This is a genomic window from Allobosea sp. GW822-FHT05A11 (assembly GCF_058800455.1).
The window spans coordinates 860,699-887,322 of sequence record NZ_JBXAMI010000002.1; the positions used below are offsets into that span (position 1 = coordinate 860,699).

At 64.7% G+C, this 26,624-nt stretch carries 30 protein-coding genes; 16 read left to right on the forward strand and 14 right to left on the reverse strand.

Features of this window, described 5'->3' with window-relative positions:
- The first annotated feature begins 75 nt into the window (after positions 1–75).
- On the forward strand, positions 76–1,170 hold the full coding sequence (locus AC1RLU_RS09345; protein ID WP_492795153.1) for a TRAP transporter substrate-binding protein: 1,095 nt from the start codon (positions 76–78) through the stop codon (positions 1,168–1,170).
- A gap of 137 nt (positions 1,171–1,307) precedes the next feature.
- Positions 1,308–1,691 carry a porin family protein gene (locus AC1RLU_RS09350; RefSeq protein ID WP_113586028.1) on the forward strand — a complete coding sequence of 128 codons (384 nt, stop codon included), beginning with the start codon at positions 1,308–1,310 and terminating at the stop codon, positions 1,689–1,691.
- Between the two features lie 9 nt (positions 1,692–1,700).
- On the opposite strand, the gene AC1RLU_RS09355 is transcribed toward AC1RLU_RS09350, so the two are convergent.
- The 6 genes from AC1RLU_RS09355 to AC1RLU_RS09380 all read right to left on the reverse strand — a co-directional run bounded on the left by AC1RLU_RS09355 (position 1,701) and on the right by AC1RLU_RS09380 (position 5,069).
- Positions 1,701–2,327 (reverse strand): uracil-DNA glycosylase family protein, encoded by a 627-nt coding sequence (locus AC1RLU_RS09355; protein WP_492795155.1) that lies wholly within the window; start codon positions 2,325–2,327, stop codon positions 1,701–1,703.
- Complete coding sequence (locus AC1RLU_RS09360) at positions 2,324–2,791, reverse strand: hypothetical protein (RefSeq protein ID WP_061964351.1); 468 nt, start codon at positions 2,789–2,791, stop codon at positions 2,324–2,326. Before AC1RLU_RS09360 ends, AC1RLU_RS09355 begins: the two co-directional genes overlap by 4 nt.
- Positions 2,791–3,258 (reverse strand): hypothetical protein, encoded by a 468-nt coding sequence (locus AC1RLU_RS09365; RefSeq protein ID WP_492795156.1) that lies wholly within the window; start codon positions 3,256–3,258, stop codon positions 2,791–2,793. The genes AC1RLU_RS09360 and AC1RLU_RS09365 overlap by 1 nt, the downstream gene beginning before the upstream one ends.
- Positions 3,258–3,869: a glutathione S-transferase family protein gene (locus tag AC1RLU_RS09370; protein ID WP_492795158.1), complete on the reverse strand. Its 612-nt coding sequence runs from the start codon at positions 3,867–3,869 to the stop codon at positions 3,258–3,260. The genes AC1RLU_RS09365 and AC1RLU_RS09370 overlap by 1 nt, the downstream gene beginning before the upstream one ends.
- A 96-nt stretch (positions 3,870–3,965) precedes the next feature.
- Positions 3,966–4,418, reverse strand: coding sequence for a hypothetical protein (locus tag AC1RLU_RS09375; protein ID WP_492795159.1), 453 nt, complete (start codon positions 4,416–4,418; stop codon positions 3,966–3,968).
- Between the two features lie 99 nt (positions 4,419–4,517).
- On the reverse strand, positions 4,518–5,069 hold the full coding sequence (locus tag AC1RLU_RS09380) for a thermonuclease family protein (RefSeq protein ID WP_492795160.1): 552 nt from the start codon (positions 5,067–5,069) through the stop codon (positions 4,518–4,520).
- A gap of 87 nt (positions 5,070–5,156) precedes the next feature.
- Here AC1RLU_RS09380 and AC1RLU_RS09385 point away from each other — a divergent pair, with 87 nt between their 5' ends.
- Positions 5,157–6,674 (forward strand): sensor histidine kinase, encoded by a 1,518-nt coding sequence (locus tag AC1RLU_RS09385; protein ID WP_492795162.1) that lies wholly within the window; start codon positions 5,157–5,159, stop codon positions 6,672–6,674.
- A 91-nt stretch (positions 6,675–6,765) separates the two neighbouring features.
- A complete protein-coding gene (locus AC1RLU_RS09390) occupies positions 6,766–7,884 on the forward strand; it encodes a D-alanine--D-alanine ligase family protein (RefSeq protein ID WP_492795164.1) in 1,119 nt (372 codons plus the stop codon).
- On the opposite strand, the gene cobT is transcribed toward AC1RLU_RS09390, so the two are convergent.
- Positions 7,881–8,900, reverse strand: coding sequence for a nicotinate-nucleotide--dimethylbenzimidazole phosphoribosyltransferase (gene cobT, locus AC1RLU_RS09395; protein WP_492795166.1), 1,020 nt, complete (start codon positions 8,898–8,900; stop codon positions 7,881–7,883). The two genes, AC1RLU_RS09390 and cobT, sit on opposite strands and share 4 nt — an antisense overlap.
- Before the next feature lie 115 nt (positions 8,901–9,015).
- Between cobT and AC1RLU_RS09400 the strand changes: the two genes are divergently transcribed.
- Positions 9,016–9,861, forward strand: coding sequence for an adenosylcobinamide-GDP ribazoletransferase (locus AC1RLU_RS09400; RefSeq protein WP_492795168.1), 846 nt, complete (start codon positions 9,016–9,018; stop codon positions 9,859–9,861).
- Positions 9,858–10,034 (forward strand): DUF1289 domain-containing protein, encoded by a 177-nt coding sequence (locus AC1RLU_RS09405; protein ID WP_091855687.1) that lies wholly within the window; start codon positions 9,858–9,860, stop codon positions 10,032–10,034. The genes AC1RLU_RS09400 and AC1RLU_RS09405 overlap by 4 nt, the downstream gene beginning before the upstream one ends.
- Positions 10,035–10,036: 2 nt before the next feature.
- On the opposite strand, the gene AC1RLU_RS09410 is transcribed toward AC1RLU_RS09405, so the two are convergent.
- The 6 genes from AC1RLU_RS09410 to AC1RLU_RS09435 all read right to left on the reverse strand — a co-directional run bounded on the left by AC1RLU_RS09410 (position 10,037) and on the right by AC1RLU_RS09435 (position 13,912).
- The gene (locus tag AC1RLU_RS09410) at positions 10,037–10,519 is read right to left on the reverse strand and encodes a GNAT family N-acetyltransferase (RefSeq protein ID WP_492795171.1); all 483 of its coding nucleotides are present in this window, start codon (positions 10,517–10,519) and stop codon (positions 10,037–10,039) included.
- 11 nt (positions 10,520–10,530) lie between these two features.
- On the reverse strand, positions 10,531–11,370 hold the full coding sequence (locus AC1RLU_RS09415; protein ID WP_061964365.1) for a sulfite exporter TauE/SafE family protein: 840 nt from the start codon (positions 11,368–11,370) through the stop codon (positions 10,531–10,533).
- 99 nt (positions 11,371–11,469) lie between these two features.
- On the reverse strand, positions 11,470–12,192 hold the full coding sequence (locus AC1RLU_RS09420; protein ID WP_492795173.1) for a DUF1428 domain-containing protein: 723 nt from the start codon (positions 12,190–12,192) through the stop codon (positions 11,470–11,472).
- A 93-nt stretch (positions 12,193–12,285) separates the two neighbouring features.
- Positions 12,286–13,038, reverse strand: a complete 753-nt coding sequence (locus AC1RLU_RS09425) for a DUF899 domain-containing protein (protein ID WP_492795175.1) — start codon at positions 13,036–13,038, stop codon at positions 12,286–12,288.
- 71 nt (positions 13,039–13,109) lie between these two features.
- Positions 13,110–13,544: an SRPBCC family protein gene (locus tag AC1RLU_RS09430; RefSeq protein ID WP_492795177.1), complete on the reverse strand. Its 435-nt coding sequence runs from the start codon at positions 13,542–13,544 to the stop codon at positions 13,110–13,112.
- A gap of 23 nt (positions 13,545–13,567) precedes the next feature.
- Positions 13,568–13,912, reverse strand: coding sequence for an ArsR/SmtB family transcription factor (locus AC1RLU_RS09435; protein WP_061964374.1), 345 nt, complete (start codon positions 13,910–13,912; stop codon positions 13,568–13,570).
- A gap of 939 nt (positions 13,913–14,851) precedes the next feature.
- Here AC1RLU_RS09435 and AC1RLU_RS09440 point away from each other — a divergent pair.
- The 9 genes from AC1RLU_RS09440 (at position 14,852) to AC1RLU_RS09480 (ending at position 23,292) form a co-directional block, all read left to right on the forward strand.
- A complete protein-coding gene (locus AC1RLU_RS09440) occupies positions 14,852–15,514 on the forward strand; it encodes a GntR family transcriptional regulator (protein ID WP_492795179.1) in 663 nt (220 codons plus the stop codon).
- Between the two features lie 66 nt (positions 15,515–15,580).
- Positions 15,581–16,558 carry a Bug family tripartite tricarboxylate transporter substrate binding protein gene (locus AC1RLU_RS09445; protein ID WP_492795181.1) on the forward strand — a complete coding sequence of 326 codons (978 nt, stop codon included), beginning with the start codon at positions 15,581–15,583 and terminating at the stop codon, positions 16,556–16,558.
- Between the two features lie 55 nt (positions 16,559–16,613).
- On the forward strand, positions 16,614–17,591 hold the full coding sequence (locus tag AC1RLU_RS09450; protein ID WP_492795183.1) for a Bug family tripartite tricarboxylate transporter substrate binding protein: 978 nt from the start codon (positions 16,614–16,616) through the stop codon (positions 17,589–17,591).
- A 126-nt stretch (positions 17,592–17,717) separates the two neighbouring features.
- Complete coding sequence (locus AC1RLU_RS09455) at positions 17,718–18,770, forward strand: CapA family protein (protein WP_492795185.1); 1,053 nt, start codon at positions 17,718–17,720, stop codon at positions 18,768–18,770.
- A 68-nt stretch (positions 18,771–18,838) separates the two neighbouring features.
- Positions 18,839–19,345 carry a chromate transporter gene (locus AC1RLU_RS09460; protein WP_492795187.1) on the forward strand — a complete coding sequence of 169 codons (507 nt, stop codon included), beginning with the start codon at positions 18,839–18,841 and terminating at the stop codon, positions 19,343–19,345.
- A complete protein-coding gene (locus AC1RLU_RS09465) occupies positions 19,342–19,875 on the forward strand; it encodes a chromate transporter (RefSeq protein WP_492795189.1) in 534 nt (177 codons plus the stop codon). The genes AC1RLU_RS09460 and AC1RLU_RS09465 overlap by 4 nt, the downstream gene beginning before the upstream one ends.
- Positions 19,876–19,908: 33 nt before the next feature.
- Positions 19,909–20,385, forward strand: a complete 477-nt coding sequence (locus AC1RLU_RS09470) for a tripartite tricarboxylate transporter TctB family protein (protein WP_492795190.1) — start codon at positions 19,909–19,911, stop codon at positions 20,383–20,385.
- Position 20,386: 1 nt separating this feature from the next.
- The gene (locus tag AC1RLU_RS09475) at positions 20,387–21,901 is read left to right on the forward strand and encodes a tripartite tricarboxylate transporter permease (RefSeq protein ID WP_492795192.1); all 1,515 of its coding nucleotides are present in this window, start codon (positions 20,387–20,389) and stop codon (positions 21,899–21,901) included.
- On the forward strand, positions 21,901–23,292 hold the full coding sequence (locus AC1RLU_RS09480; protein WP_492795194.1) for an MmgE/PrpD family protein: 1,392 nt from the start codon (positions 21,901–21,903) through the stop codon (positions 23,290–23,292). The genes AC1RLU_RS09475 and AC1RLU_RS09480 overlap by 1 nt, the downstream gene beginning before the upstream one ends.
- A 448-nt stretch (positions 23,293–23,740) precedes the next feature.
- On the opposite strand, the gene AC1RLU_RS09485 is transcribed toward AC1RLU_RS09480, so the two are convergent.
- The gene (locus AC1RLU_RS09485) at positions 23,741–24,829 is read right to left on the reverse strand and encodes a LacI family DNA-binding transcriptional regulator (protein ID WP_492795196.1); all 1,089 of its coding nucleotides are present in this window, start codon (positions 24,827–24,829) and stop codon (positions 23,741–23,743) included.
- A gap of 225 nt (positions 24,830–25,054) precedes the next feature.
- Here AC1RLU_RS09485 and AC1RLU_RS09490 point away from each other — a divergent pair, with 225 nt between their 5' ends.
- A complete protein-coding gene (locus tag AC1RLU_RS09490; RefSeq protein ID WP_492795198.1) occupies positions 25,055–26,584 on the forward strand; it encodes an ABC transporter substrate-binding protein in 1,530 nt (509 codons plus the stop codon).
- Positions 26,585–26,624: the final 40 nt, after the last annotated feature.

The window sequence follows — 26,624 nt, forward strand, 5'->3', positions numbered from 1 at the left end:
ACAGACCTGCTTTCCTCACAGGCGTTCGCGACGACCGGAAAACCGGCGCGCATGGCCTTGGGGAGGGCAAAATCGATGAGTCGTCGTCATTTCCTGAAGGTTGCCGGGGCCGGGGCTGCTGCCGGGGTGATCGCGAGCCCGGCCATCGCGCAGTCCATGCCCGAGGTGAGATGGCGCGTCACATCATCCTTCCCGAAATCGCTCGACACGATCTACGGCGCATCGGAGGTGCTGGCGAAGGCGGTCTCGGAAGCGACGGACGGCAAGTTCCAGATCCAGGTCTTCGCGGCCGGCGAGATCGTGCCTGCCCTGCAAGCCGCGGACGCGGTCACCAACGGCACGGTCGAGATGTGCCATACCGCATCCTATTACTATGTCGGCAAGGACCCGACCTTCGCCTTCGGCACCGCGGTGCCGTTCGGGCTGAATTCGCGTCAGCAGAACGCCTGGTTCTACCATGGCGGCGGCAACGAGCTTCTGAACGAGTTCTACAAGAAGGCGAACATCTACGCCCTGCCTGGCGGCAATACCGGCTGCCAGATGGGCGGCTGGTTCCGCAAAGAGATCAAGACGGTCGCCGACCTGCAAGGCATCAAGATGCGCATCGGCGGCTTCGCCGGGCAGGTGGTGAGCAAGCTCGGCGTCGTGCCGCAGCAGATCGGCGGCGGCGACATCTATCCGGCGCTCGAAAAGGGCACGATCGATGCGGCCGAATGGGTCGGCCCGGCCGATGACGAGAAGCTCGGCTTCAACAAGGTTGCGCCCTACTACTACTATCCCGGCTGGTGGGAGGGCGGCGCGGCGCTGCATTTCTTCATCAACGACAAGAAATGGGAGGAGCTGCCGAAGACCTACAAATCGCTGCTCACCACGGCCGCCGCCCAGGCCAATATCGACATGCAGGCGAAATACGATGCCCGCAATCCGGCCGCGCTGAAGCGCCTCGTCGCCGGCGGCGCGCAGCTCAGGCCGTTTTCGCAGGAGATCCTCGAAGCCTGCCTGAAGTCCTCGAAGGAGGTCTATGCCGAAACCTCCGCCAAGAACCCGGACTTCAAGAAGCTCTACGATTCGATGGCGGCGTTCCGCGGCGACGAATATCTCTGGTTCCAGATCGCCGAATACACGTTCGACAATTTCCTGATCCGCTCGCGCGTTTCGAACCTGCTCTGATCCAACGGAGCCGTGGCGCGAGGGACACTCACCCCGGCGCAAGCCGGGGTTTTCTATTGGCGACCGAGAGCCGGCGGCCTTGCCACAACTACGCCTTGCTGGCTCAGTAGCAGGGATCGTCGCCCCGGATTCCAGCCATGCTCCGCACTGCCCTTGCCCTGCTTCTGTCCGGCCTCGCGTCCGCAGCCTCGGCGCAGTCGATCGGCGAGCCGCTGCCGCGAAAGCCCGCGCCGCATGAAGCCTACGCCAAGCCCGCTCCCAAGCCCGGCGCCGCCGCCCGCCCCTGCCCCGAATACGGTGCCGGCTTCGTCCGGGTGGAGGGCTCCGCATTCTGCGTGCGGGCCGGCGGTTCGGTCCGCGCCGAGTTCGGCAAGAGTTCGCGCAACGGCTACGGCAGCCGGGCCGATGGGCTGGTGTATCTCGAAACCCGGGGAGAGACGGCGCTGGGGCCCGTCCGTTCGGTCGTCGGCGTGCGCGGCCAGGTCAATCGCGGGCTCGATTCCAGCCCCTTCCGCTACTGAACCAATCTGTCAGCGCAGCAGCCGCGCCACCTCTTCCCGCAGGACCGGTACGAGCTCGTCCTCGAACCAGGGGTTGCGCTTGAGCCAGGCATTGTTGCGCCAGGACGGGTGCGGCAAAGGCAGGACGCGCGGCAGGACCGGCCTGGCGAGGATCTCGCGCCAGTTGGCGACGGTGGCGGAGAGATTGGCGGCCTCCTTCGGGCCGAGATGCCAGTTCTGGGCATAGCGCCCGATTGCCAAGACGAGCTCGATCCGGGGCAGCGCCGCGAAGACGCGGGTTCGCCAGGTCGGCGCGCATTCCCGGCGCGGCGGCTTGTCGCCGCCCTTGGCGTCGAGGCCGGGAAAGCAGAACCCCATCGGCACCACGGCGACCTTCGCCGCATCGTAGAAAATCGTCTCGTCGATGCCGAGCCAGCTCCTGAGGCGCACGCCCGAGGGGTCGGTGAAGGGCCGGCCGCTGGCATGGACGCGCGTGCCCGGCGCCTGGCCGGCGATGCAGATCCTGGCCGTCACCGATGCCTGGATGACCGGGCGGGGCTGATGCGGCAGGGGCGGCAGGTAGCGAGGCTCGTCGCGGCATATTCGGCAGGCACGCAGCTCCGCCAGCACCTCGTCGAGCCGCTCCGTCGCGTTCATCGGCGCGCCAGCCGCGACCGGCCCGGCACCTGCGAGATCAGCCCGTCGCAAACCCAGTCGGATTTCCTCGCGGCGTAGCCGTAGGGATCGCCCTTCTCGACGCGGGCGAGGCCGTTGATGCGGCCACTCGGGCGACTGCGGATGACGATGAGGTCACCGCTGGTCTCGATGGTGAAGCAATAGGTGCGGCGCTTCTCCTGCGGGCCGTAGTAATAGCAGACGGCGTCCGGGGTCGTGATCCAGCAGGCATCGGTGTTCGGCACGTTGCGATTATGCCCGCTCGCCCGGCCATCGGCGTGATGATATTCGCTGAACGGCAGGTTGCTGCCGGAATAGCGGCCCGAGACGGTGTTGCCCTCGAAGAGCTGCCTGATCTGCTCGCCGCTCAGTCGCTCGACAGCCGCGGCCTGGGCCGCCGCCAGCAGACTCAAGGCAAGAATCGCGAGGCCTGCAAACCGGGACATCAGCGCCGCGCCAGTTTCCGGCTCATCGGGGGCTCGCCCCCCCGCGAGATCAGCCCGTCGCAATACCACGGCGTGCCGTTATCGGTATGACCACGGGGATTGCCGGGCTCGATCTTGGCCAGAGCATTGACCATGCCGTTGCCGCTGTTGCGCAGGACATAGAGATCGCCGCTCATCTCGACCGAGAAGCAATGCACCGTCCGGTCGCTCTGCGGGCCGTAATAGTAGCAGATGCGGTCAGGCTTGGTGATCCAGCAGGCATCGGTATTGGCCTGCCAGCCATTGTGGCCGAGCGCCTGGCCATTCGGGTCGTGATACTCGGTGAAGAAGCCGCCATTGGTGTAGCGGCCGGAGACCGTGTTGCCGCGAAAGGCGCGCTCGATCGCCTCGCCGCTCAGCCTTTCGGCGGCCGACGTTGGAACGAACGAAGCCAGGGCGGCAAGCAGGGCCAGGGCCAGGCGAAGCATCAGACCGTCCAGCTCGGCCGGGCCGACAGCGCGCCATGCCAGCGGCGGATATGGACGAAATCCTCCGGCAACGGCACGCGCGACGGCTTCATGAAGTCGATGGCGATGCCGGCGGTGATGTCGGCCACCGTCAGGGCCTCGCCGCAGATGAAGGGATTGGCCGCGAGCTGCAGCTCGATCAGCCAGAGATGGTCGTCCATCTGGTCACGATTGGCTTCGGCCCATTCCGGCACCTGGTCCTCCAGCTCCGCCATCGAGGGGTGGCTGTGGCGGAAGATCGCGGCGACGCTGGCGAACAGGCCAAGCTCGACGCGCCGGTTCCACATCTCGATGGTGGCTTGTTCCTTCGCATCCCGGCCAAACAATGGCGGCTGCGGGTGCAGCGCCTCGAGATAGCGGCAGATCGCGATCGTCTCGGCGAGCGCGGTGCCGTCGTCGAGTTCGAGGACGGGCAGGCGCTGGGCGGGGTTCAGCCTGGTGAAGGCCTCGGTCCGGTGTTCCTTGCGGGCGATGTCGACCGGCACGAGCTCCGGCAGCGGCACACCCTTCTCCGCGAAGAAGATGCGGACCCGCCGTGGATTCGGCGCCCGTCCGCCATCATAGAGCTTCATCGAACAGCCTCCGTGTCGGAGGGCACCCGATCACGACGGCGGCGCAGCGGTCAACCATGTTGAGCGTATGCGGCGTGGGCGGACACCGGGAGCGGCTCAATCTCCCTTGGTGTCGTGAAAGATGTCCCTGATCGCCTGTTTCACAAGGGCCGGGCAGCCGGACACCCGGTCGACGCGAGGGTAGTCCACCCCCTCTTCAACGACGAGATCCATGTTGATCGCGTATATCGTATAGAGCTTCCCGTTCGTGTTGGCGGGAACCAGATTGATCTTGCCGTCAGCCGTCAGGCCTGCCCGGCATTTCTGGTAGGCCCGGATCGCCGTGACGAGCTTGTCGCCTTCCCTGCCAGTGCAGGGCTCGCCGACGGCGATGGATTTGATCGCGGCGTTCAGCTCCGCGAAGGGACTGCGCCTCGCCAGAATCTTGAAAGCAAACTGGATGAACTGGACATCCTCGCTCTTGTTGGCGCCGTTCAACCCGACCGAGCCGCTCAGATTGAAGATGAATTCGGGGTGGCCGAAGAAATTATAGGTGAACGGCGCGACCATGTTTCAATCCTCCCAGCCCGGCGCTTCCGCCTGACCGGAAGATCGCAACTGCCGCGGAACAGGACGTCCGTCATTTGAACGATTTGCGATGGGCTCTTCCTAACGGCCCTGGCTGCGGCGCCAGGCCTCCGGGCGCTCGAACTGCGTCGCCCAGATGCCGCGACCGGCCGCCCGCGCCGCGTCCTCCTCGGCGTGATAGGCGCCGTAGGATACCGCGTGGCCTTCGCGCACCAGCGTCGCGTTGATGTCGATCTCGCCCTGCCAGCAACGGGCGAGCCCGCGGCCGTAGCGGTCGGCCTTGCCGATCTCGCAACGCGTGACCCCGCGCGCGAACAGCGCCTGCAGGGCGCGCCGCGCCTCACGCCCGCAGGCCACCCGTCTGCCGTCGCGCGCGGTGCAGCTCTGGCGGTATTCGGGCGCGTCGATCCCCTCCAGCCGCAGTTCCTCGCCGAGCAGGCGCGCCGAATCGCCGTCGATCGCCTGAGCCGCGCCGATAAGCTCCCGCGCCGGACCGAGGCGGTATTGCAGGATCGCGCCGGCGAGGCCGAGAAAACCGAGCAGGCCGAGCGCGACCACGAAGTCGACCGGCCGGCCGACACGGCGCCAGCCGAAAGGTCCATAGCGGGAGCGACCGAATCCGAAGGGTGCCATCAGGAAGAGCTTAACGATTTGGTGTCCATGATGGCGAGCCGGCCCCTGCATGTCGCAGCGGCCGAATGAGGATACACGCTCCCGACCATGACGGAAGTGACGGCCGAACAGGTGCAGCGCGGGCGCGGACCCGACCCCTCGGCCGTGGCGCGCCGGAAGCTGGTCACGCGCGAGGTCAGGTCCGCGCGCGAACGGCTGACCTCGTCGACCGGGCTGGAACGCGCCTTCGACAACGAATTGCTGCGTGTCTTCGCGCAGTACCGGATCGCCGGCTCGGCCGGCACGTTCGTTCTGGTGCTCGGCATCGCCGCCGCCGCCTGCCTCTGGCTGCCGACCCCGATCGTCGCGGTGTGGAGCGGCGCGGTGCTGCTCACGACGCTGATCATCGTGCTGATCGCGCGGCGCTTTCTCGCCCAGGTCCCCGACGACGTCCGGCTGAAGCTCTGGCGCCGGCTCTTCGCCTTCGCCGAGGGCCTGCACGGCCTGGCCTGGTCGCTGCTGCTGCTCTTGTTCGTCCCGGTCGACGCGCCCGGCGCCAAGGTCTTCGTCACCACCGCCCTTTTGATCGTCAGCGCGCTCACGGTGATGCTGTCGGCGACGATCCCGATCGCGGTCTATGCCGGGCTGACCCCGATCATCGCCGGGATCATGGTCTTCTTCTGGGACCGGCGCGACATGGACAGCGTCACCATGGCGCTGATGGCGGCCTCGGCCCAGCTCTTCTTCATCTTCCTCGCCAACCGCCTCTATGCGAGCTCGGTCGATTCGATCGTCTTCCGGGCCGAGAAGGACGCGCTGATCGCGGAACTGGAAACCGCCAACGCCAATTCGGACGAGGCGCGGCGCAAGGCGGAAGAGGCGAACCTCGCCAAGTCGCGCTTCCTGGCCACGATGAGCCACGAATTGCGCACCCCGCTCAACGCCATCCTCGGCTTCTCCGAGGTGATGAAGAACGAGATCTTCGGCGAGCATGCCAATGCCGCCTACAAGGAATACTCGGGCGATATCCATGGATCGGGCCAGCATCTGCTCGATCTGATCAACGAAATCCTCGACCTGTCGCGGATCGAGGCCGGCAAATACGAGCTGAACGAGGAGGCGCTCTCGCTGCCCAGCATCGTGGAGGACTGTCAGCACATGCTGGCGCTGCGCGCCAAGGCGAAGGGCCAGAGCATCCGCGCGCTGGCCGAGCCGCAATTGCCGCGCGTCTGGGCGGACGAGCGCGCCATCCGGCAGGCCGTGCTCAACGTGCTCTCGAACGCGATCAAGTTCACGCCCCAGGGCGGCGAGATCACGATCAAGGTCGGCTGGACCGCAACGGGCGGGCAATATGTCTCCGTCGCCGATACCGGACCGGGCATCCCCGAGAACGAGATCCCGATCGTGATGCAGAGCTTCGGGCGCGGCTCGCTCGCGATCAAGACCGCCGAGCAGGGCTCGGGGCTCGGCCTGCCGATCGTCAAGGGTCTGATCGACCTGCATGGCGGCGGCTTCCATCTCAAGTCCAGGCCGCGCGCCGGCACCGAGGTCACGATCACCCTGCCGGCCGAGCGCGTGATGGACACGCTCGCCGCCCTGCCCGAGCCGAAGACCCGCGCAGCGTGATCGCGAGCGCCCGAATCTCGCCCCACCCGTCGGCGACATCCTTTCACCGCCTCGTCGAAGCATTTCCTCCAGCCTCTCGGACTATCGGACCATGAACCGGAAAACGCGCGTCGCCGTGCTCTATGGGGGCAAGTCGGGCGAGCATGAGGTGTCGCTGAAATCCGCGGCCTCCGTCCTGCGCTATATCGACCGCGAGCGGTTCGAGCCCGTTCCGGTCAGCATTGACAAGCAGGGCCGCTGGCAATGCCACGACCTGCGCCGGATCGAGACGGCCAATACCGAGAGCCTGCCGATCCCCGCCGATTCACCCGCGATCCGGCTGGAGCCGCAGGGCGGGCGCACCGCCATCCTGCCGGCCGACAGCACGGCACCGGCGATCGCGCCGGTCGATGTCGTGTTTCCGGTGATCCATGGCCCGCTCTGCGAGGACGGCGCCATGCAGGGCCTGCTGGAGCTGGCCGGCGCGGCTTATGTCGGCTCGGGCGTGCTGGCCTCGGCTGTCGGCATGCACAAGGACATCGCCAAGCGGCTGGCCGCGCTCGCCGGGCTGCCGGTAGCGCCCTATCTCGCCTTGTCGCGCCGCGACTGGCGGCGCGACCCGGCAGGCTCAGCCAAGGTCGCGCAGGGGCGGCTCACGCTTCCGGTCTTCGTCAAGCCCTGCAACATGGGCTCCAGCGTCGGCGTCCATAAGGTCAAAAGCTGGGAAGCGCTCGGCTCCGCGCTGGACGACGCCTTCCAGTACGACACCAAGGTTCTGATCGAGCAGGGTATCGACGCCCGCGAGATCGAGGTCGCGGTGCTCGACGGCGATCCGCCGGTGGCGAGCGTCGCCAGCGAGCTCAATGCCGGCCCGCAGCACGAATTCTATTCCTACGAGGCCAAGTATCTCGACCAGGACGGCGCCAGCGTCGACCTGCCGGCGAAGCTCGATGCCGAGCAGATGGCGCGCGTGCGACAGCTCGCGATCGACGCCTTCCTGGCGCTGGAATGCAGCGGGATGGCGCGCGTCGACTTCTTCCTCGACCGCCAGAGCGGCGCCTTCTTCTTCAACGAGATCAACACGCTGCCGGGCTTCACCGCGATCAGCATGTATCCGAAGATGATGGAAGCCTCCGGCCTGCCCTACCCCGCCCTCATCACCCGCCTGATCGAGCTGGCGCAGGAGCGCCATGCCGAGCGGGCGGGCCTGAAGACGGACTACGAAGGCTAATCCTTCCGCGCGACCTGCGCCTGCTCGAAGGTCGCCATGCCCGAATGGACCGCCGCCGCCGCCTTGACGAGGCCGGCGGCGAGCGCCGCGCCGGAACCCTCGCCGAGGCGCATGTCGAGCGCCAGCAACGGCACCTTGCCGAGGCGGGTGAGCACATCGGCATGGGCACCTTCGGACGAGAGATGGCCGGCGATGCAATGGTCGATGGTGGACGGCTCGATCGCGTGCAGGATCGCGGCGGCAGCCGTCACCACATAACCGTCGAGGATGACCGGGATACGCTGCGAGCGAGCGGCGATGATCGCACCGCAGATCGCCGCGACCTCGCGCCCGCCGAGGCGGCGCAGCACTTCGAGCGGGTCCTTGAGATGGGCGCGGTGCAAAGCGAGGCCGGCTTCCACCGCCGCAACCTTGCGCTTCAGGCCCTCGTCGTCGACGCCCGTGCCGCGGCCGCACCAATGCGCGGCGTCGCCGCCATAGAGCGCGGCATAGATCGCAGCCGCCGAGGTGGTGTTGCCGATACCCATCTCGCCGAGGCAGAGCAGGTCGGTGCCACCGACGAGCGCTTCCATGCCGAAGGCCATGGTGGCGACGCATGCCCGCTCGTCGAGCGCATCGGTTTGCGTGAAATCGCCGGTCGGCAGGTCGAGCGCGAGATCGAAGACCTTGAAGCCGAGATCGTAGGCCGCGCAGATCTGGTTGATCGCCGCGCCGCCTGCCGCGAAATTCTCCAGCATCTGGCGCGTCACCGCCTGCGGATAGGCCGAGACGCCTTGCGCGACCACGCCATGGTTGCCGGCGAAGACGCAGACGAGTGGCCGGTCGACCGCGGGCTTCCCCTTGCCCTGCCAGGCCGCGAGCCATTCGGCGATCTCCTCCATGCGGCCGAGGCTGCCGGCCGGCTTGGTCAGGTTGGCATCGCGGGCGCGGACCGCATTCGCGGCTTCCATGTCGGGACCGGGCATCGCGGCGATGAGTTCGCGGATATCGTCGAAGGGCAATCCGGAGGCGGCCATGCTCAAATCCATCACGCGAGGGCGCCGCATCAGCGCATCGGCATGGCGGCAGGATTGACGCTGCTGCTATAGGGTCGGAGGCGTGAAGACAATCGAATGGAGCAGCGCAGCGGACATGGCTGAGGCGGAAACGACGATCGAGACGCCCCCGCCGGACTGGCCGGGCTGGGGAATCGCGACCGCGATCTGCCTGCGCTTCTGGTCGCGCCTGCCGGTGCCGTTGCTGCCAGGCGAGAGCGACGGCCACGCCATCCCGGATTTCCGCGAGGTACCGCGCGCCCTGCCCTTCGCTGCACTGGCCATCGCCGCGCCGGCCGCGCTGATCGCGCTGGGCGCGGGGCTGGCGGGCCTCAGCGGCTTCGTCGTCGCGGCGCTCGCGCTGACCGCGCTCGCTCTGACGACCGGCGCCTTCCACGAGGATGGGCTCGCCGACAGCGCCGACGGCCTGTTCGGTGGGCATACGCCCGAGCGCCGGCTGGAGATCATGAAGGACAGCCGCATCGGCTCCTATGGTGCGCTGGCGCTGGGGCTGTCGCTGCTGCTGCGGGCGAGCCTGATCGCGATGATCCTCGACCGCTCCGGCGCCTGGGCGGCGGCGGCGGCGCTGCTCGTCGCGGCCCCCTGGTCCCGCGCCGAGGGCCTTTTCATGCTGGCAACCCAGCCGGCTGCACGCAGCAGCGGCGCGGCCGCCGCCGTCGGCCAGCCGACCGTGCTGACGGCGCGGATCGCGCTGGGCTTGAGCCTCTTCCTCGCGACCGGGATCGGGCTTGCGGCTGAACTGCCGATCGCCGGCCTGCTGATCGGCTTCGGACTGGCGCATGGCGCGGCGGCAGTGCTGTCGCGCATGGCGCGGCGCCTGATCGGCGGGCAGACCGGCGATATCCTCGGTGCGGCCCAACAGCTTGCCGAGATCGCGATCTATCTCGGCCTTGCGCTCGCGATCGCGTGGCCCGGGCGGTGAACGGCGCCTCGACACCCTGCATCAAGGTCTGCGTCATCGATCCCGCGAGCAAGCTCTGCGAGGGCTGCGGCCGGACGCTCGCCGAGATCGCGCAATGGGGATGCCTGAGCGAGGCCGAGCGGCTGGCGATCATGGCAGTGTTGCCTGAGCGATTGGCCGATCGCAAAGGCTGAAATTAGTCCTCGACCGCGCCGGCCAGACCGACCAGCGCGTCTCCAGTCAGGCGATAGAACACTTTCTTCGGATAGGCAGCCGCACCGAGCCCGTCATAGAAGCGCAGCAGCGCGGCGTCGTCGGCATCGGCTGTCCAGTCGATGCGGCGATGACCGCGCTCCAGGGCGAGCTCCGCCAGTGCCGTCATCAGCTTGCGGCCGAGTCCGGCGCCCCGTGCGGCATCGGCGACATAGATCTCCTTGAGGAAATAGCCGGTCTTCAGGCCCGGTCCCGGATAGAGATTGCAGGCCGAGGCGAAGCCGAGGACCGTCTCGCCCTTGACGGCGATGAGGATATCCACGCCGGCCGGCAAAGCCGCGAGCCCCGAGAGGATCTCCTCGGACGCCGGGCACGGCACGCTGTAGTGCCCCTGCATCTCGACCATCAATGCGGCCAGCGCCTCGTGGTCCTCGGGCTGCAGCAGCCGGATCGCGATCTCGCTCATCGCCGTTCGCCTCAGTGGATCAGCGACCAGACGAAGCGGCTGGCGACGACGAGCAGGAACAGGCCGAAGGCAATCTCGAGGCGGCGCTTGGAGAGCCGATGCGCTAGCCGCGCGCCGATCGGCGCCGTCCAGATCGAGGTCGGGATGAACAGGATCATGCCGATCAGCGAGACATAGCCGAGCGAGAGCGGCGGCAGCGTACCCAGGGCCATCTGCGGCCAGCCGGCATAGATGAAGCCGAGGGCACCGGGGATCGAGATCAGCACGCCGAGCCCCGAGGAGGTCGCGACCGCCTGATGGATCGGCCGACCATAGAAAGTCATGAACAGGCTGGAGAGCTGGCCGCCGCCGATGCCCATCAGCGCCGAAAGCACGCCGATGATGCCGCCATAGGCGACCATCAGCGGCTTGCCGGGCATGTCCTCGCCGAATTTCCAGCGATCCGCCGCGAAGAGCAGGCGCAGCGCCGAGACCGTCGCCACCGCCACGAAGACGATCTTGAAGAGATCGGCGGGCGCGAAGCGAGCGATCCAGCTGCCGGCAAGCACGCCGACGATCACCGGCACCGCCCAGACCTTGAGGATCGAGAGATCGACCAGCCCCTTGGCCCGGTGCGCGTTGAAGGAGCGGATCGAGGTCGGGATGATGATCGCGAGCGAGGTGCCGACGCTGAGCGGCATGCGGATCTCCTCGGCCACGCCGATGACGCGGAAGATCTCGTAGAGCACCGGCACGATGACAGCGCCGCCGCCGACGCCGAAGACGCCGGCCAGAAGCCCGGTAACCGCGCCGGCCAGCACGAGCGAGACGGCGAGGAAGGCGAGATCGCCGAGGGGAATGCCAGCAAACATGACGAGAGATCCGGTGAAGCCGCCCGATCTCTCGGCTATTTGACCAGCGGGGGCAAGATGCCCTCCGCATGGCCGTTGCGTGAATCCGGTGCGGCGGGCTCAGCCGCGACCGGTATCGAAGATCGGCGCAAAGGCACCATAGACGACGCGCTTGCCGTCGAAGGGCATCTTCAGCGCCTCCATGCGCGGGTCCGCCATCATCTTGCCCCAGGCGGCGGCGCGCACCTCCTTGGACGGCCACTCGACCCAACTGAACACGACCGTTTCGCCGGCTTCAGCCTTCACCGCGCCCTTGAAATCGGTGAGCTTGCCGTCCGGCACGTCATCGCCCCAGGCATCGACGATGCGGCGGGCGCCGTATTCCTTGAAAAGCGCCGCGTGCTTGGCCGAGAAATCGCGGTAATCGGCCTTGCTCTCGTCGGGCACGGCGACGAGGACGCCGTCGAGATAACCCATCGCGCCGCCCTCGCCCTCGTCGAGGATCGGGGCGAAGCCGCCATAGATCATGCGCTTGCCGTCGAAAGGCATGGCCTCGCCCATCGCCTTCATGCGCGGATCGCTCATGATCTTCTCGTTGGCGGCATCGCGCGTCGCCCGGTCGGGATACTCGAACCAGGAGAAGACCACGACCTCGTCCGGCGTCGCCTTCACCGCCCCCTTGAAATCCGTCACCTTGCCGTCCGGGACATCGTCGCCCCAGGTCTCGACATGGCGCCGGACACCGAATTCCTGGAACAGCGGCGCCGCATCGGCAGCCTGCTTGCGGTAGGCCTCCTTGTTCGCCGCGGGAACCGCGAGGACGAAACCATCGACATAGGCCATTGCATCTCTCCTTGCTCGCAGTCGCCGGCGGCGGCCGCATCCAAAATGTTGATATCAACCCTACGGACCCGGAATGGGTCCGCAAAACCGCTGTCAGTCGCTGCAGGAACTCACCGCGAGCTCCGGCTGGAAGCTCGCTGCGCCCAGCGGCTTGTCCGGATAGCGGTCGTGATGGCGGACCCAGTCCATGATTCCGACCTCGTTGCGCCCCTTCGGGGTCATGTCGAGGAAGTTATGGGCGCCGATCAGGAGGTCGCCGCCGCGGGCATAGGTCGAGTAGGTGTGGAAGATCTCGCCCGCGTCGTTGCGATAGAAGACGCTGAAGCCCGGCATCTCGCCGCCCTGCCCGTCATGCATCGCGTAATTGTATTCGTAGCGGCCGGCCGCCTTTTCCTCCGGGCTCGGCGAGACGTGGAAATCATAGTTGAAGTCGCTATTGGCCGATGAGACCCAAGGGAAATCCCAGCCCATACGGTGCCGGAAATTCTGGAACTCGGCATAGGGCGCCCGCGAGACCACGACGAGGCTGACGTCATGGTGCCTGAGATGCCGGTTGGCGCCGTCGAAATGATCGGCCAGGAACGAGCAGCTCGGGCAGCCCTCCCGGGCGCCCGGCCCGAACATGAAGTGATAGATGATCAGCTGGCTGTTGCCGGCGAAGAGATCGCCCAGCGAGAGCCCGCCATCCCAGCCTTCGAAGGTGTAGTTCTTCTCGACCCTGACCCAGGGCAGCGCGCGCCGCTCGGCCGAAAGCGCGTCGCGCCGCCGGGTCAGCTCCTTCTCGTCGGCGAGGTGGACTTTGCGCGCGGCAAGCCACTCCTCACGGGATACGATCCTGTGTTCCATCGTCTCCTCTCCTCTGCTGTCCGCCGGCGGGGTGCCGGCGGCTTCTTCGGCGTGCTTCCACACGCAATCGCTCAGGCGAAATAGGCCTCGAGCTTGACCATGGTCCCGGTCCAGCCATGGGTGTGACCACGGACAGCGGCATCGTCGGCGAGATTCTCGTGCAAAAGCGTCAGGATCGTGCCGTCTCCGTCCGGCTTCAGGGTGACGGTGACGCGCGAGACGCGCTCGGGTGTCGTGATCCATGACCAGCTGAAGACGAGGCGCTCGTTCTCGACCACCTCGAGATAGCGGCCGAGAACCTCGTGGCGCTCGCCAGTATTCTCGATCATCACGATATGATAGGCGCCGTCGACGCGCGGATCGATCTCCGCCTCCTGCGCCACGACATTCTCCGGACCGAACCAGCGGACGAGCAGGTCCGGGTCGGTCCAGGCCTTGTAGACTTCGGCCGGCGACGCATTGAGGCGGCGCTTCATCGTGAGGCTGGGTGTCACCGGTTGATGCATGCGCCCTGTTCCCTCTCCCGTCCTCAACCTTCGCCCTTGCGCCGCGCTTCGAGCAGCGCCTCCAGCGCATCGAGCCGCTCGGTCCAGAACCGCTGATAGCGCGCCAGCCAGCCCATCGCCTCCTCCATCGGCTCCGCATTCAGGTGGCAGGACACGGTGCGCCCGGCCTTGGTCCGCGTCAGCAACCCGGCATCCGAGAGGACGTCGAGATGCTTCATGATCGCCGGCAGCGAAACCGGAAACGGTTTCGCGAGCTCGCTGACGGACAGCCCGTCCTCCCGCTCCAGCCGCGCCAGCAGGGCCCTCCGCGTCGGATCCGCCAAGGCGGAGAAGGTCCGGTCGAGCTGCGCGTCCTGAAACTTAACCATCGAGTTAAGCTTAAGCAGCAGCGACTATACGTGTCAAGGACGGGCGATTGTGCCTCTGCCCAGTTGTCCGGTACGCGAACTTTGTCGGCCCAGGAGGGAAGCTCGTCGGCAATTGTCCGCGTAGTGTGTCGGTACGCGCCTTTTCAGGGCTTAGGCGCCTGTCAGACTGAGCCAGTCTCCCTCGTTTATCGTCCGAGCATCGGATCCAGTTCGGCGTGAAGGATGGTTCGCCGGCGTGTCAAAGCCGCGCCCACGATCGGCCTGATGGCCTCGCCTCGTATCGTCCTGTCGGATGTCATTCAGTATCCCTCGCGACCGAAGCTGGCCGAAAGCGAGGTTGAGGCGCCCCACCAGCCCACTGCTCGCACATGGCATGGGCAGCCTGCTTCGCTACGGCAGCCCGATATGCGGGTTTACGTCACCAATTTTGCGGAGCAAATTCCTTCAGCGCGAGAGCACGACTCTAGTGAGGCGGCCCATCTTCTGCACGAACAGAACGGCTCGGGACAACGACTAACGGGCAACGTCTCCCCTGGGATGGCAGGCCGATGCCCGCGTAAGCGCGGTCTGGGCTCGATGGGATGCCCCGTCATGATCATTCGAACCAGGATTGCTTAAACGCGCCAACTCCCGACATTCAGTCGATGCCGGAAAGCGGACGTATCAGAATGCGATTCTTGGCTTCAGCTTCCGATCCACGGCGGTAGCCACACGCATCTTTGCTCGCCTGGTCCCTTTCGGCTGCTCCGCACGCAGGAACGGGGGGCCGGGGGTCGCTCAGACCGCTGCGGGCTGCATGGGAGCCGCGAGGAAGTGCGCTCTCAAACGATCGACCTTTAATGCTTGGCACGGCCGACGGTGGCTGATCGACCGTGCCTGCTTCTCTTAGGCTCATGAAGCCTGCTTGACAGAGTGGCATACCAGTGGAATGGTGCCGCCATGCCACTAGCGATTGCCCGCGAACAAAGTTCGATTTACGAAAAGCTGAAGGAACTCATCCTCGATGGGCGCTTCACTGCCGGCGAAGCGTTGAGCGAGCGCGGGCTCGCCGCAGAACTGGGCGGAAGCCGCACTCCAGTCCGCGAGGCAATTCTGCGCCTGCAGCAGGAAGGTCTCGTGGAGGTTCTCGAAGGTCGCGGAACCTACGTGGCGTCATACTCGGTGGACGACGTGGTGCAGATTTACCATGTCCGAATGGGCTTGGAACCGCTGGCGGCGCGACTTAGCTGCGTCACGCTCAGGCCGGAGCAACTCGACCCCTACGAAGCGGATTTGAAGCACTTCCGCAGCAACCCAGAGACCCGCCGGGACGACCCCGATCGATGGCGGCGCGTTGGGCGTGGTTTCCACGAGCTGTTCATCGAGGCATCGGGAAGCCGGAGGCTGATCCAAATCCTCGAGGGTATGCGTGATCAGATCGAACTGGTTCGCGGTTGGGGCCGACTCGTTGGCCCTGATGGAGATCATCGCAGCACCATCGAGGAGCACCTCGACATCCTGGACGCGCTGCGCGCGCGCGATCCCGATCGCGCGGAAACTGCCGTCCGAACGCATTTGCAGAACGGTCTGAACTACAGGCTCGGGGGATTGCGACTGCCTTAGCCAGCACCCTGACCAAGAAAAGAACCCGGGGGAAACACCTCGGAACAAATAATGTGGAGGAACATCATGCGTATGACCGCGCTTGCGGCGTTGCTGACGCTTGCCCCGATCATGGCAACGACGGCCACGGCAGCCGAACCGTTCAAACCTTCCGGCCCGGTATCAATCGTGACCCAGTCGGGTCCGGGCGGCGGCAACGATGTCTTCGGACGCGCGCTGATCGCCGTTATGGAGAAAGAGAAGCTCGCCACCGTCCGCTACCTAGTGATCAACAAGGTGGGCGGCGGCAGCACCAACGCCATGAACTACATCAAGGAGAAGGCTGGCGATCCACTCACGCTCGGCCTTTTCGCCAGCGTCTTCATCAGCGACCCGCTGGTGCAGAAGGAGGCGACGACCACGATGCAGGAAATGACACCGATCGCCAACCTGATCGTCGAACCTGCCTTGATCGTGGTTAAGTCCGATTCACCGTTCAAGAACCTCAAGGACTTCATCGAGGCAGCCAAAGCCAGCCCTGGCAAATACAAGCAATCAGGTGGCTCGCCGCTCGCCCGCGATGCCGTCGTCCGCCACGTTCTCATGTCGGCAACGGGAGCGCAGTGGTCGCTTATCTCTTTCCCAACGGGTGGCGAGCGGATTTCCGGCGTGCTTGGCGGGCATACTGATGTGATGATCATCGAGGCGAGCGAGGCCGGCGAACTGGTGCGCGCCGGCAAGTTGCGGCCGATCGCACAGGTCTCGGACAAGCGCATTGCCGGCTTCCCCGACGTGCCCACGATCAAAGAGGCCGGCTACGACGTAAAGCTGCCCCCGCAGGCACGTGGCATGGTTGGGCCTCCTAACATGCCCAAGGAAGCGGCGGAGTACTATGCTGCCTTGTTTCTGAAGGCGACGCAGACGGAAACCTGGAAGAAGTATCTCGCCGAAAACCAGATCGAGGACGCCTATATGGCGCCTGCTCAGCTCAAGGCATTCTTGGACGACTATACCAAGCAGATGCGCGGCATCATCAAGGCTGCTGGCATCGAAGTCGTCCGCTAGCGACGCCCCGGGCCGCGCCCGACAATCGAACCAATAATCGAACAAGGGGAAACTCATGCGTGCTCTTCGCACCGTGGCGCTCTCGGCTGCGCTCGTCCTGATGGGCGCGACCGCAGGAGCGGCCACAGAATTCAAGCCTTCTGGTGTTGTGAACGTCGTCGTACATGCCGGGCCAGGCGGCGGCAACGACACCTTCGGCCGCGCACTACTCACCATCATGGAAAAAGAGAAGCTGCTGCCGGTACGGTTTCAGGTTCTCAACAAGGTTGGCGGCGGAAGCGCCAATGCGATGAACTACATGAACGAACGCAAGGGCGACGACCTGACAATCGGTCTGTTCACCAGCGTCTACATGATCAATCCGCTGGTGCAGGCGGACGCAACCACGACGATGGAAACGCTGACGCCCATCGCCAATCTGATCTTCGAGCCCGCATTGGTCGTGGTCCGCGCCGACTCGGCCTTCAAGACGCTGAAGGATTTTGTCGAAGCGGCGAAGGCCAATCCGAACAAGTACAAGCAGTCCGGCGGCTCCGTCCTGGCCCGTGAAGCGATCGTGCGGCAATTGTTGATCTCCAAGACCGGAGCACAGTGGTCGTTCATTTCTTTCCCCACGGCCGGCGAACGGATCTCCGGCGTGCTCGGCGGTCACACCGACATGATGATGATCGAACCCAGCGAAGAGGCTGGCCTCATTCGGGGCGGAAAGCTGCGCGCAATCGCGCAGATCGCGAGCAAGCGCCTCGATGGCTATCCGGACGTACCGACCCTGAAGGAAGCTGGGTTCGACATCATTGACGTGCCTCAAGCGCGTGGCGTCGTCGGCGCACCCGGCATGTCCAAGGAAGCGATCGCCTATTATCAGGATCTGTTCCAGCGCGCAGTGAAGACACCGTCCTGGCAGAGCTACCTCAAGGAAATGCAGCTTGAGGATGCGTTCATGCCCGCTGAGGGGCTGAGTGCGTTCACCAAGACTTACACTGACCAGAGCCGTGAGATCCTGAAGTCTCTCGGGGTCAAGATCGTCCGATAGACCGTCGGATCGAGAAACCGGATCGCCAGTTGGCGCCGAGCAGGGCGCGCTGCGATCCGGACGTCACATGCCCGACCCTGCGGTTGCGGCGCCACTCTTGGCCTTCGTTACGACTTCGGTTCTCACATGACACAGACACTTCTTCTCGTCGGTGACATCTTCGTTCAGCGAGACGACCCCCCGAGCGTCTTCCAGCATGTCCGGCAGCTGCTCAGCAACGCCGATTTCACGCTGGGTAATCTCGAAGGCTCCACGTCCGACGCAGGCGAGCCTTGGTCGATCAAGGAAAGCAACTGGAAGGCGGATGCTCGGCAAGTGGAGGCCGTAGGATCGGCTGGCTTCGACGCACTCAGCGTCGCCAACAATCATATGCTCGACTTCGGATATGCCGCCCTGTTCGAGACGCTTGGCCATCTCGACAAGCTCGGCATCGCCCATACCGGCGGCGGTCGCAACCGCGCCGAGGCCCATGCGCCAGCGATCGTTGAAAAAGATGGCTGCCGGGTGGCGCTTCTCGGCTACACCTCCGTCTTCATTCCGGAATGGGCCGCCGGCGAGAATAGCCCCGGCCTGGCCGTAATGCGCGCACGCACCTCCTACGAAGCGCCGCCGCGGGTGTTCGAGGTGCCGGGGGACCCGCCAATCGTGCGGACCGCAATGATCCCGCAGGACAAGGCGCGTCTCGCGCAGGACATCGAGCAGGCGCGTGCTGCAGCCGATATCGTCGTCTGCGCATTCCATTGGGGCGTGTCCCGCGGACACTTGAAGATAGCAGAGTATCAGGTCGAGCTCGGCCACCATGCTGTGGATTGCGGCGCTGACCTCGTGTTTGGCCATCACCCCCATGTGCTTCAGGGCGTGGAAGTCTATCGCGGCAAGGCAATTTTCTATTCGCTCGGCAACTTCACCTTCGCGCAGTACAACCCCGCGAAGGGGCACGAAGCCGAGACGGCGATCGTCCGCTGCACGATCGAAGGCCGCCGGATCGTTAGCGTCGAATATCTGCCGGTTCGGTGCGACGGCAATATTGACCCACATGTCCTGTCCCTGTCCGACGGGGCGGCCGTGATTGATATGATCGCCAAGCGCTCGGCCGCTTTCGAGACGAGGTTCGAGGCGGCCGGCGACGCGATACGTCTTCCTGAGGCGCAAGTGCTTTCGCCGGGTGCGGAGCGGTGACTCCCCCTGCCTCACCTGGTCAGCAGGAGTCTGGGAGGGAGCGTGTCTCCCTCCTCGATCTCGCGCTCGTGCACGGCAAGATCGGGCTGATGTCCTTCGGCGGCGGCATGAGTGGCTTGGTCTACCGCGAGGTTGTCACGCGCAAGAGATGGATGAACGACGAGGAATTCCTGAGCGGGCTCGCCGTTTGTCAAATCCTTCCTGGCGTCAATGTCGGCAATCTCGCGGTCTACGTTGGCCAAGCCATGCGCGGTACTCTGGGCGCGTTCGCCGCATTGGGCGGCATGCTATTCGGCCCGTTCTTCATCGTCATCGGCCTGGCCTTGGTCTATGACCGGCTCGCGAGCATCCCGTGGATCAGCGCCGCACTTGACGGGGTGGCCGCTGCCGCCCTTGGCCTCCTGCTGCTCGTCATCGTGAAGGCTGGCCGGCACGCGGTCCGCAAATGGTTCGGCCTGCCCGTGCTGGCAACCGTGGTCATCGCAATAAGCGTGCTGAACTGGCCGATCGTGCCCGTGGTGCTTGTGGTCGCGCCCGTCAGTATCGCGCTCGCCATCTGTGGGCTTGAGACATGAGCCAAGAGCCTCATCTGGGCCTGATCCAGGTCATTGCGCCTCTATCCCTTGTCACCATCGGGGGCGGCGCGAGCGTAATCGCCTCCGTGCAGCATCAAGCGGTCGACATCCAGCATTGGATGACGGCACGCGAATTCGTCGATCTCTTCGCCATCGCGCGGGCGGCGCCCGGACCCGGATCCATGCTGTTCACGCTCGTGGGTTGGAAAGTTGCCGGCTGGTCGGGCGCTTTGGTGGCGACTGTCGCGATGTTCCTGCCCTGTCTCGTGTTGTGTCTGATCGTCGCCAGAACATGGGCGAAGCATAAGGGCAAGCGCTGGCATAGCGCTGTCGAGGCCGGGCTGGCGCCCGTCGGCACTGGCCTCGTCACAACCGCCTTCATCTCTGTGCTCCGCATCATCGATGCGGGCCCGCTGGCCCTGATCACAGCGGCCGCAAGCGGAGCACTGCTTCTGTGGCGCCCGCGCCTATCACCTCTCATCCCAATCGCGATCGCGGGCGGCTTGTTCGCCGTCTTGTGGGCGCACTGACGCGCCGGGCGATTCTCACAAGGAACGCAGCCAATGAGCCTTCGATGGAAAGACCGCAACGTCATAGCGGGACTCGTCCTGGCAGCGCTAGGCGTCTACATCATCATCGTTGCCAGCCGCTGGACCCTGTTCAGTAGCGAAGGCCCAGGACCCGGCTTTTTCCCCGTCGGCTACGGGCTTCTGATGCTGGGCTTGTCCATCACCCTTATCATACAGCGCCTGACCGCCTCCGACGCTTCGCCCCCGCAGACTGTCGCCCCCATTGATCGCGCTGGCTTCCAAGCCGCGCTGCTTACCTGGCTGGCGATCATCGCGTCCGTTCCGCTCATGTGGCTGCTCGGTTTCACGGTCGGATTCGGGCTGCCGGTGCTGTTCATAATCAAGGTGGTCTTCGGCCGCAGTTGGCGCACCAGCCTCATCACCGCAGTGAGCATCGCCGTAGGCCTCTACCTCGTCTTCCCGGTCATGCTGAGCGCGCCGCTGCCCGTCGGCCGGTTCTGGAGTTTCTGATATGAACGCTTTCGAAGGCTTGCTTCACGGCTTCGGCGTCGCGCTCCAGCCGATGAACATCGTCTGGTGCTTCGTCGGATGCTTCCTCGGCACGGTGATAGGCATCCTGCCTGGTCTCGGCCCCGCGGCAACAATCGCGATCCTGCTACCGCTGACCTACAACATGGATCCGACCGGCGGCATCATTATGCTGGCAGGCATCTATTACGGTGCCAAGTACGGTGGCTCGACCACCTCGATCCTGCTCAACATGCCCGGTGAAGCGTCTTCCGTGGTCAGCTGCATCGACGGCTATGCCATGGCTCGCAAGGGGCGCGCCGGACCAGCGCTGGGCATCGCAGCGATTGCGTCCTTCATCGCAGGCACGATCGGGGTCGTGATCCTATCACTGCTGGCACCACCGATTGCGGAATTCGCGCTAGCCTTCAGCTCGCCCGAATATTTCGCGCTAATGCTCATGGGCCTCTCGCTCGTGGTGCTCCTCGCAGGCGACAGCATGGTCAAAGCCATGATGTCCCTGGTGCTCGGCCTATGGCTGACAAGCATCGGGACCGACCTCTTCACCGCTCAGTCTCGCTTTACATTTGGGCAGAGCTCGCTACTCGGCGGCATTGAGTTCATGACGATCGCTATCGGCCTGTTCGCCGTGACTGAGATTATCCTGAGCATTGAGTCCAGAGAGAAGAACGAGCTGCTCAAAGTTCCCAAGGGGCTGCGCAATCTCATGCCGAGCTGGGAGGAGCTGAAGCGCTGCCGCTTCGCCTTCGTGAACGGCTCAATAACCGGCTTCATCATCGGGCTTCTGCCGGGAGCGGGTTCCTCAATCGCGTCATTCGTGTCCTACGGTATCGAAAAGGCCGTATCCCGCCATCCCGAGGAGTTCGGCCATGGAGCGCCCGAGGGGCTCGCAGCTCCGGAGGGAGCCAACAATGCCGACACTGGGGGCGCACTCCTGCCGCTGCTGACGCTCGGCATCCCCGGCGGCACCTCGACTGCTATCCTGCTGTCCGCCCTGGTGCTGTGGGGCGTAAAGCCCGGCCCACTGATGATGACGGAATCCCCCGACATCTTCTGGGGCCTGGTTGCCAGCATGTATGTCGGAAACATCGTCCTTCTGATCATGAATCTGCCCCTGGTAGGCGTGTTTGCGCAGATCTTGAGGGTGCCCATCTATGTCCTGCACCCGATCATCCTCGGCGTTGCCATCGCAGGCGCCTATAGCGTCTCAGGCAACATGTTCGACATCGGCCTGCTCGTTGCATTCGGCTTGCTCGGTTGGGTGATGTCGAAACTGCAGTTTCCGACTGCGCCGCTGATCTTGGGCTTCGTCCTCGGCGATGCGCTTGAGCGAGCTCTGCGGCAGTCCCTGACTATGTCGAACGGCGACGCGATGATCCTGATCGACAGGCCGATCTCCGCAAGCCTGTTGATCGTCGCCACTCTCATCCTGGTCTCGCCGCTGTTACGTCGGTTCAACCGTCTGCGCGTGAGAGCCATCACCGAAGGGGAAGCGTGATGCGTGAAGGAACTCCCGTAGTGGCCGAAGCAGATCACGTCTCGCCGACGCGCGAATTGGCTCGCTTCGGCCACTCCATGACGTTTGAGTCCATTCCGACGGCAGTGATTGACAAGGCGCGCGACGCTTTCATCGACACTGTGGGCGTATCAATCTACGGCTCAACTTTGCCTTGGGGTCGGATGGCGATCGACTATGCACTGCTCTACGGGAGCGGCGGCGCATCGACGATCCTCGGCGTCGACGGCAAGGCAGCCACTCCCTTCGCTGCCTTGGCCAACGGCGTTCTTGCCCATGCTTTCGAGATGGACAATCTGCGCCAGCCGAGCGCCGGCGTGCATCATGGCTCGACCCTGGTGCCTCCCGCGCTGGCAGTCGGGGAGGAAGTTGGCGCGAGCGGCCGCGACATTCTGGCGGCTTTCGTGGCCGGCTCGGAGGTCATGTCGCGGATCGGGCTCGCTGCCGACAACACGGCCGAGAAGGTCGGCTTTCATTCGCCTGGCATCACCGGCACCTACGGCGCAACGATCGTCGCGGGCCGCCTCCTTGGTCTGACCGAAGAGGAGATGGTCCAAGCCTTTGGCATCGCCGGGTCGTTATGCGGCGGCCTACTCGCCTTCACCAAGGCTGGTAACGGCGGAATGGTGAAACGCCTTCACACGGGCCGCGCCGCCGAGAGCGGTGTTCTGGCGGCGCGTCTGGCAAAGAGCGGCTTCACCGGCCCAGACGTCATACTTGAAGGCCGATACGGCGTCTTCGAGACTTTCACGAAAGGAGCCAAGATGGAAAGGCTCCTCGATCGACTGGGCAGTCATTGGGAGACGCTTCGGATTTGCGTTAAATGCTATGCCTGCCACATCACTGCACATACGCCGGTCCGACTGATGGAAGACCTGATGACGGAGCATCGGTTCACCGGTGCTGACATTGATGCAATCAGGGTTGCCACCAGCGAGAAGGTGTTGAGTCACCACGACATCGTCGCTCCGCGCGACGTAGCCACGGCGCAGTACAGCCTGCCCTATTGCCTAGCCATCGCAGCCTACCGCGATCCGCGCAAGGCGGAATCCTTCCGGGATGCGCCGCAAGACGATCGCGCTATCCAGGAGCTGGCACGGCGCGTGGCGTTGCGCCTGAATCCCGAGAGCGAGACCCCAGGCCGCGCTTGGGCGACGGTGCTCGACCTGTCGCTAAAGGACGGCCGCCAGCTGACCGCGCAGGGACACGATTTCCGCGGTGCGCCCGACAACCCCATGACCGCTGATGAGCTCGACGCCAAGTTTCTCGAACTGTCCGCGAGCATCGGTGCGGAGCGGGGGCGCGGGTTGCTAGAGCGCCTTCACGGCGTGGCCAATGTTAAGAATATTAGCGAGCTGCTGTCAGGAGTTTGAGCGGAAGGCCGACCGGGCGCGTCAGTTTGGACGCGCTCGTCGCATGCACAGTGCAGGCACAAGCTACCACCCTCCGCATCACATCGGGCATCACCATTTCTTTGCGGAAACGTCCTTCAGGATCGCGTGTCGAGTATCTGCTCGGCCAGCCTCCACTTCAGCTTGGCGTTCTTGTCATCGAGAAGGCGCCGGGCCTCAGCCATGTCCATCTCGCCAACTACCGCTCACGAGAGCTAAAGCCAGGAGCGGGCATTGGCCTTCCACTGGAAACCGGACATTCCGTAGTGTTCGGCTCTCGGCCGAAAGCTACTCAACTGGCCCGAATGAATGGGCGAAACGCCTAAAGCCCCAGCCGAGGAGTCAGCCGCTCCCACAGCCGAGGGCCCCTGTACCAGAATTGCTGCGACGATCTTATCGCCACTACGGGCCGGTTATGAATTGATACTGCCTATGGCTGCGCAGTTGTGCCCCGCTCGACAACACCCTCGGGCGGCAGGCGCAAGACCTCGGGACCATTGTCCTGAGGTGTTCCCAGGCGCTTCAGCAGCGCGATCGTCTCCTCCACCATGTCGTCGATGGGCAGGCAGACGGTCGTCAGGTCATGCGAAGGCCAGGCCGCGAGTGCGATGTTCTGGCAGCCGACGACCGCGAGCTGCCCGGGAATGCGTATGCCCAGCCTGCTGCGCGCGCCATCGATGAAACCCAGCGCCAAAAGGTCACTGGCGCAGAACAGGCAGTCGATCTCCGGCAGCATGGCTTCGGATGCGATCAGCGCCCCGAGGCCGTCCTCATAGCCGAAGCCGGTCGCGTTGATGACCTTCGGTTCGCCCAGGCCCCGCTTCTTCGCCTGGACGGCGAAGCCGGAATGCCGCTCCACATTCGTCGTGGCGTCGTTGCCGGAGGAGAGGAATGCGAGCCACCGATGCCCGCGATCGATGAGATAATCCGCCACGAGTGCCCCTGCCGCTTCATTGTCGCAGCCGATGCCATAGGCCTCGGGGTCGCGCGATACCCTGTTAAAGTAGATCAGCGGAACGCCCGATTTCTTGGCCTGGTCGATTGCGGCGCCTGACAGCAAACCCGAGAAAACCAGAATCGCGTCGGGGCTATAGGCGAGAAGTTTTTTCAGGCTCGCATCGAAATCCTGAGCATAGCTTCCCGGGATCAGCATGAGGGACATGTCGATGCGATGAATCCGCTCCGAAAATTTGGCGAGGACTTCGGAGTAGATCGGCGAATTCACGCTCGACATGATCACGCCGATGATCCGTGTCCGGCGCGTCGCCAGGCTTCTCGCGAGAACATTGGCTCTGTACCCGAGCTCTTCCGCCCGGCGAAGCACCAATTGCCGGGTTTCTTCCGAGATGATCGCATTCTGCTGGAAGGCCCGAGCAACGGTCGCCAGGGAGATGTCCAGGTCGAGTGCGATATCCTTGAGCGTAACCCGACCGTAGCTCCGCCTTGAGCCCACTGCGCCCGATCCGCTGCTGGCCAACGCAAGAGTGTCACCATCAGTTCGAGCGTCTTGCTTCTTCACCTGTGCCCTCGCAGCGAATTTGTCGACGGATCAGCGCCCGCATATCGCAACGGAGAACGTTCGCCGGTCAATCGAACCTTAGCGTGAAGTCCGGGAATAAAAAAGAGAGCGCTCTCATTGACAGTGAGAGCGCTCTCTTTTTAAGTTTGCGGCAGGTGATGCGCTTAGCTCGCCGGCCATAAGAGCACCCGCGGCATGCAGGGTACCGAAGCCTTGGAGGAATAGATGAGACGTTTTGCCGGAGCCTTTGTTGCGCTTGGCGTTGCAATAGCGTCGACCGCCGTCGCCCAGGAGGGTCCGAAGCGCGGTGGCGTTCTCGTGCAGTCCATGGACGTGGAGCCGGCATCTCTGGACCCCGCTTTTGGAAACGCCCCGGGGCGAGATCGAACGGTCTATACTCAGATTTTCGAGAACCTTCTGGTCCAGGACGAGAAGGGCAACCTCATGCCGCAACTGGCGACGAGCTGGGAGATTGCTCCCGACCAGCTGTCGATCACGTTCAAGCTCCGCGAAAACGTCTCCTTCCACGACGGGACGCCGCTCGACGCGGAGGCCGTCGCCTTCAACCTCAACCGGATCATCGACCCCAAGGCGAAGACGCGGGCGCGGCAGTTCGTCTCCGACATGAAATCCGCCACCGCGGTCGACCCGTTCACCGTTCGCGTCGACTTCACGGAGCCTTCCGCTTCGGTGATTTCCGGCCTCGCGAATGAAGCGGGGATGATCTCGTCGCCGAAGGCGATCCGCGAGCTCGGCACGGATTACGGCCGCCGCCCGGTCGGCACGGGGCCGTTCGTCTTCGAGAGCTGGACCAGCGGCAACCAGATCAAGGTCCGGCGCTTCGACGGCTACTGGGGCCGCGACGAGAAGGGCGAAAAACTCCCCTATCTCGATGGCGTCACCAACCGCATCATCGTCGACACCGCCTCGAAGATCGTCGAGGCGCGCGCCGGCACCGTGAACATCACGGATGCGATCCAGCCGAAGGACTACGCCCAAGTCGAGCGCGACCCCAACCTGATGCTCGAGGAGAGCCTCGGCAGCAACCTGCAGATCCTGTCTTTCAACCTGACGCGCGCGCCCTTTAACGACGAGAAGCTGCGCCGCGCCTTCGTGCACGGCATCAACAGGGCCCTGATCGAGAAGGTCGCCTCCAGCGGCCAGGGGCTCGTCCTGAAAGGGCTGGAGCCACCCCAGTCACCGATTTTCGGCGAGACACTGCGCGATTACGACTTCGACCCGGCAAAGGCCAAGGCGGCCTATCAGGCATCGGGGCACAAGGGCGTCGTCAAGCTCTCGATCATCCAACGCGATCCCGATACCCGTATCGCCCAAGTCATCCAGGCCCAGATGGCGGCCATCGGCGTGCGGGTCGAGATCGAGTCGCTGGAGCGCCTAGCCTGGGGCGACAAGATCTACAGTCACAACTACGATATCGCCCTGCACCGCATGTCCGCGCCTAAGGTCGACCCCGACGTCAATTTCGGCGCCTATTACGCAAAAACCGCAGGCGCCAACCACAGCGGCCACAAGGACGAGAAGATCTTCGAGCTGATCGCGCAGGGGCGCAAGACGCTCGATCCGCAGGCCCGGAAGGCGATCTACGTCGCGTTCCAGCAGCATCTCCTCGACAATGCCTATCAGTTGCCTCTGACCTCGGTCCGGGATCGCGGCATCATCCGCAAGGACGTCGCCGGCCTTCGCCAGGAGTTCAGCGGAGCCTATCTGTTCGACCGCGCCTGGCTTCGGAAATAGTCCATGCGCCGCTTCGCTGCCCAGATCGCCTCCTTCGGAC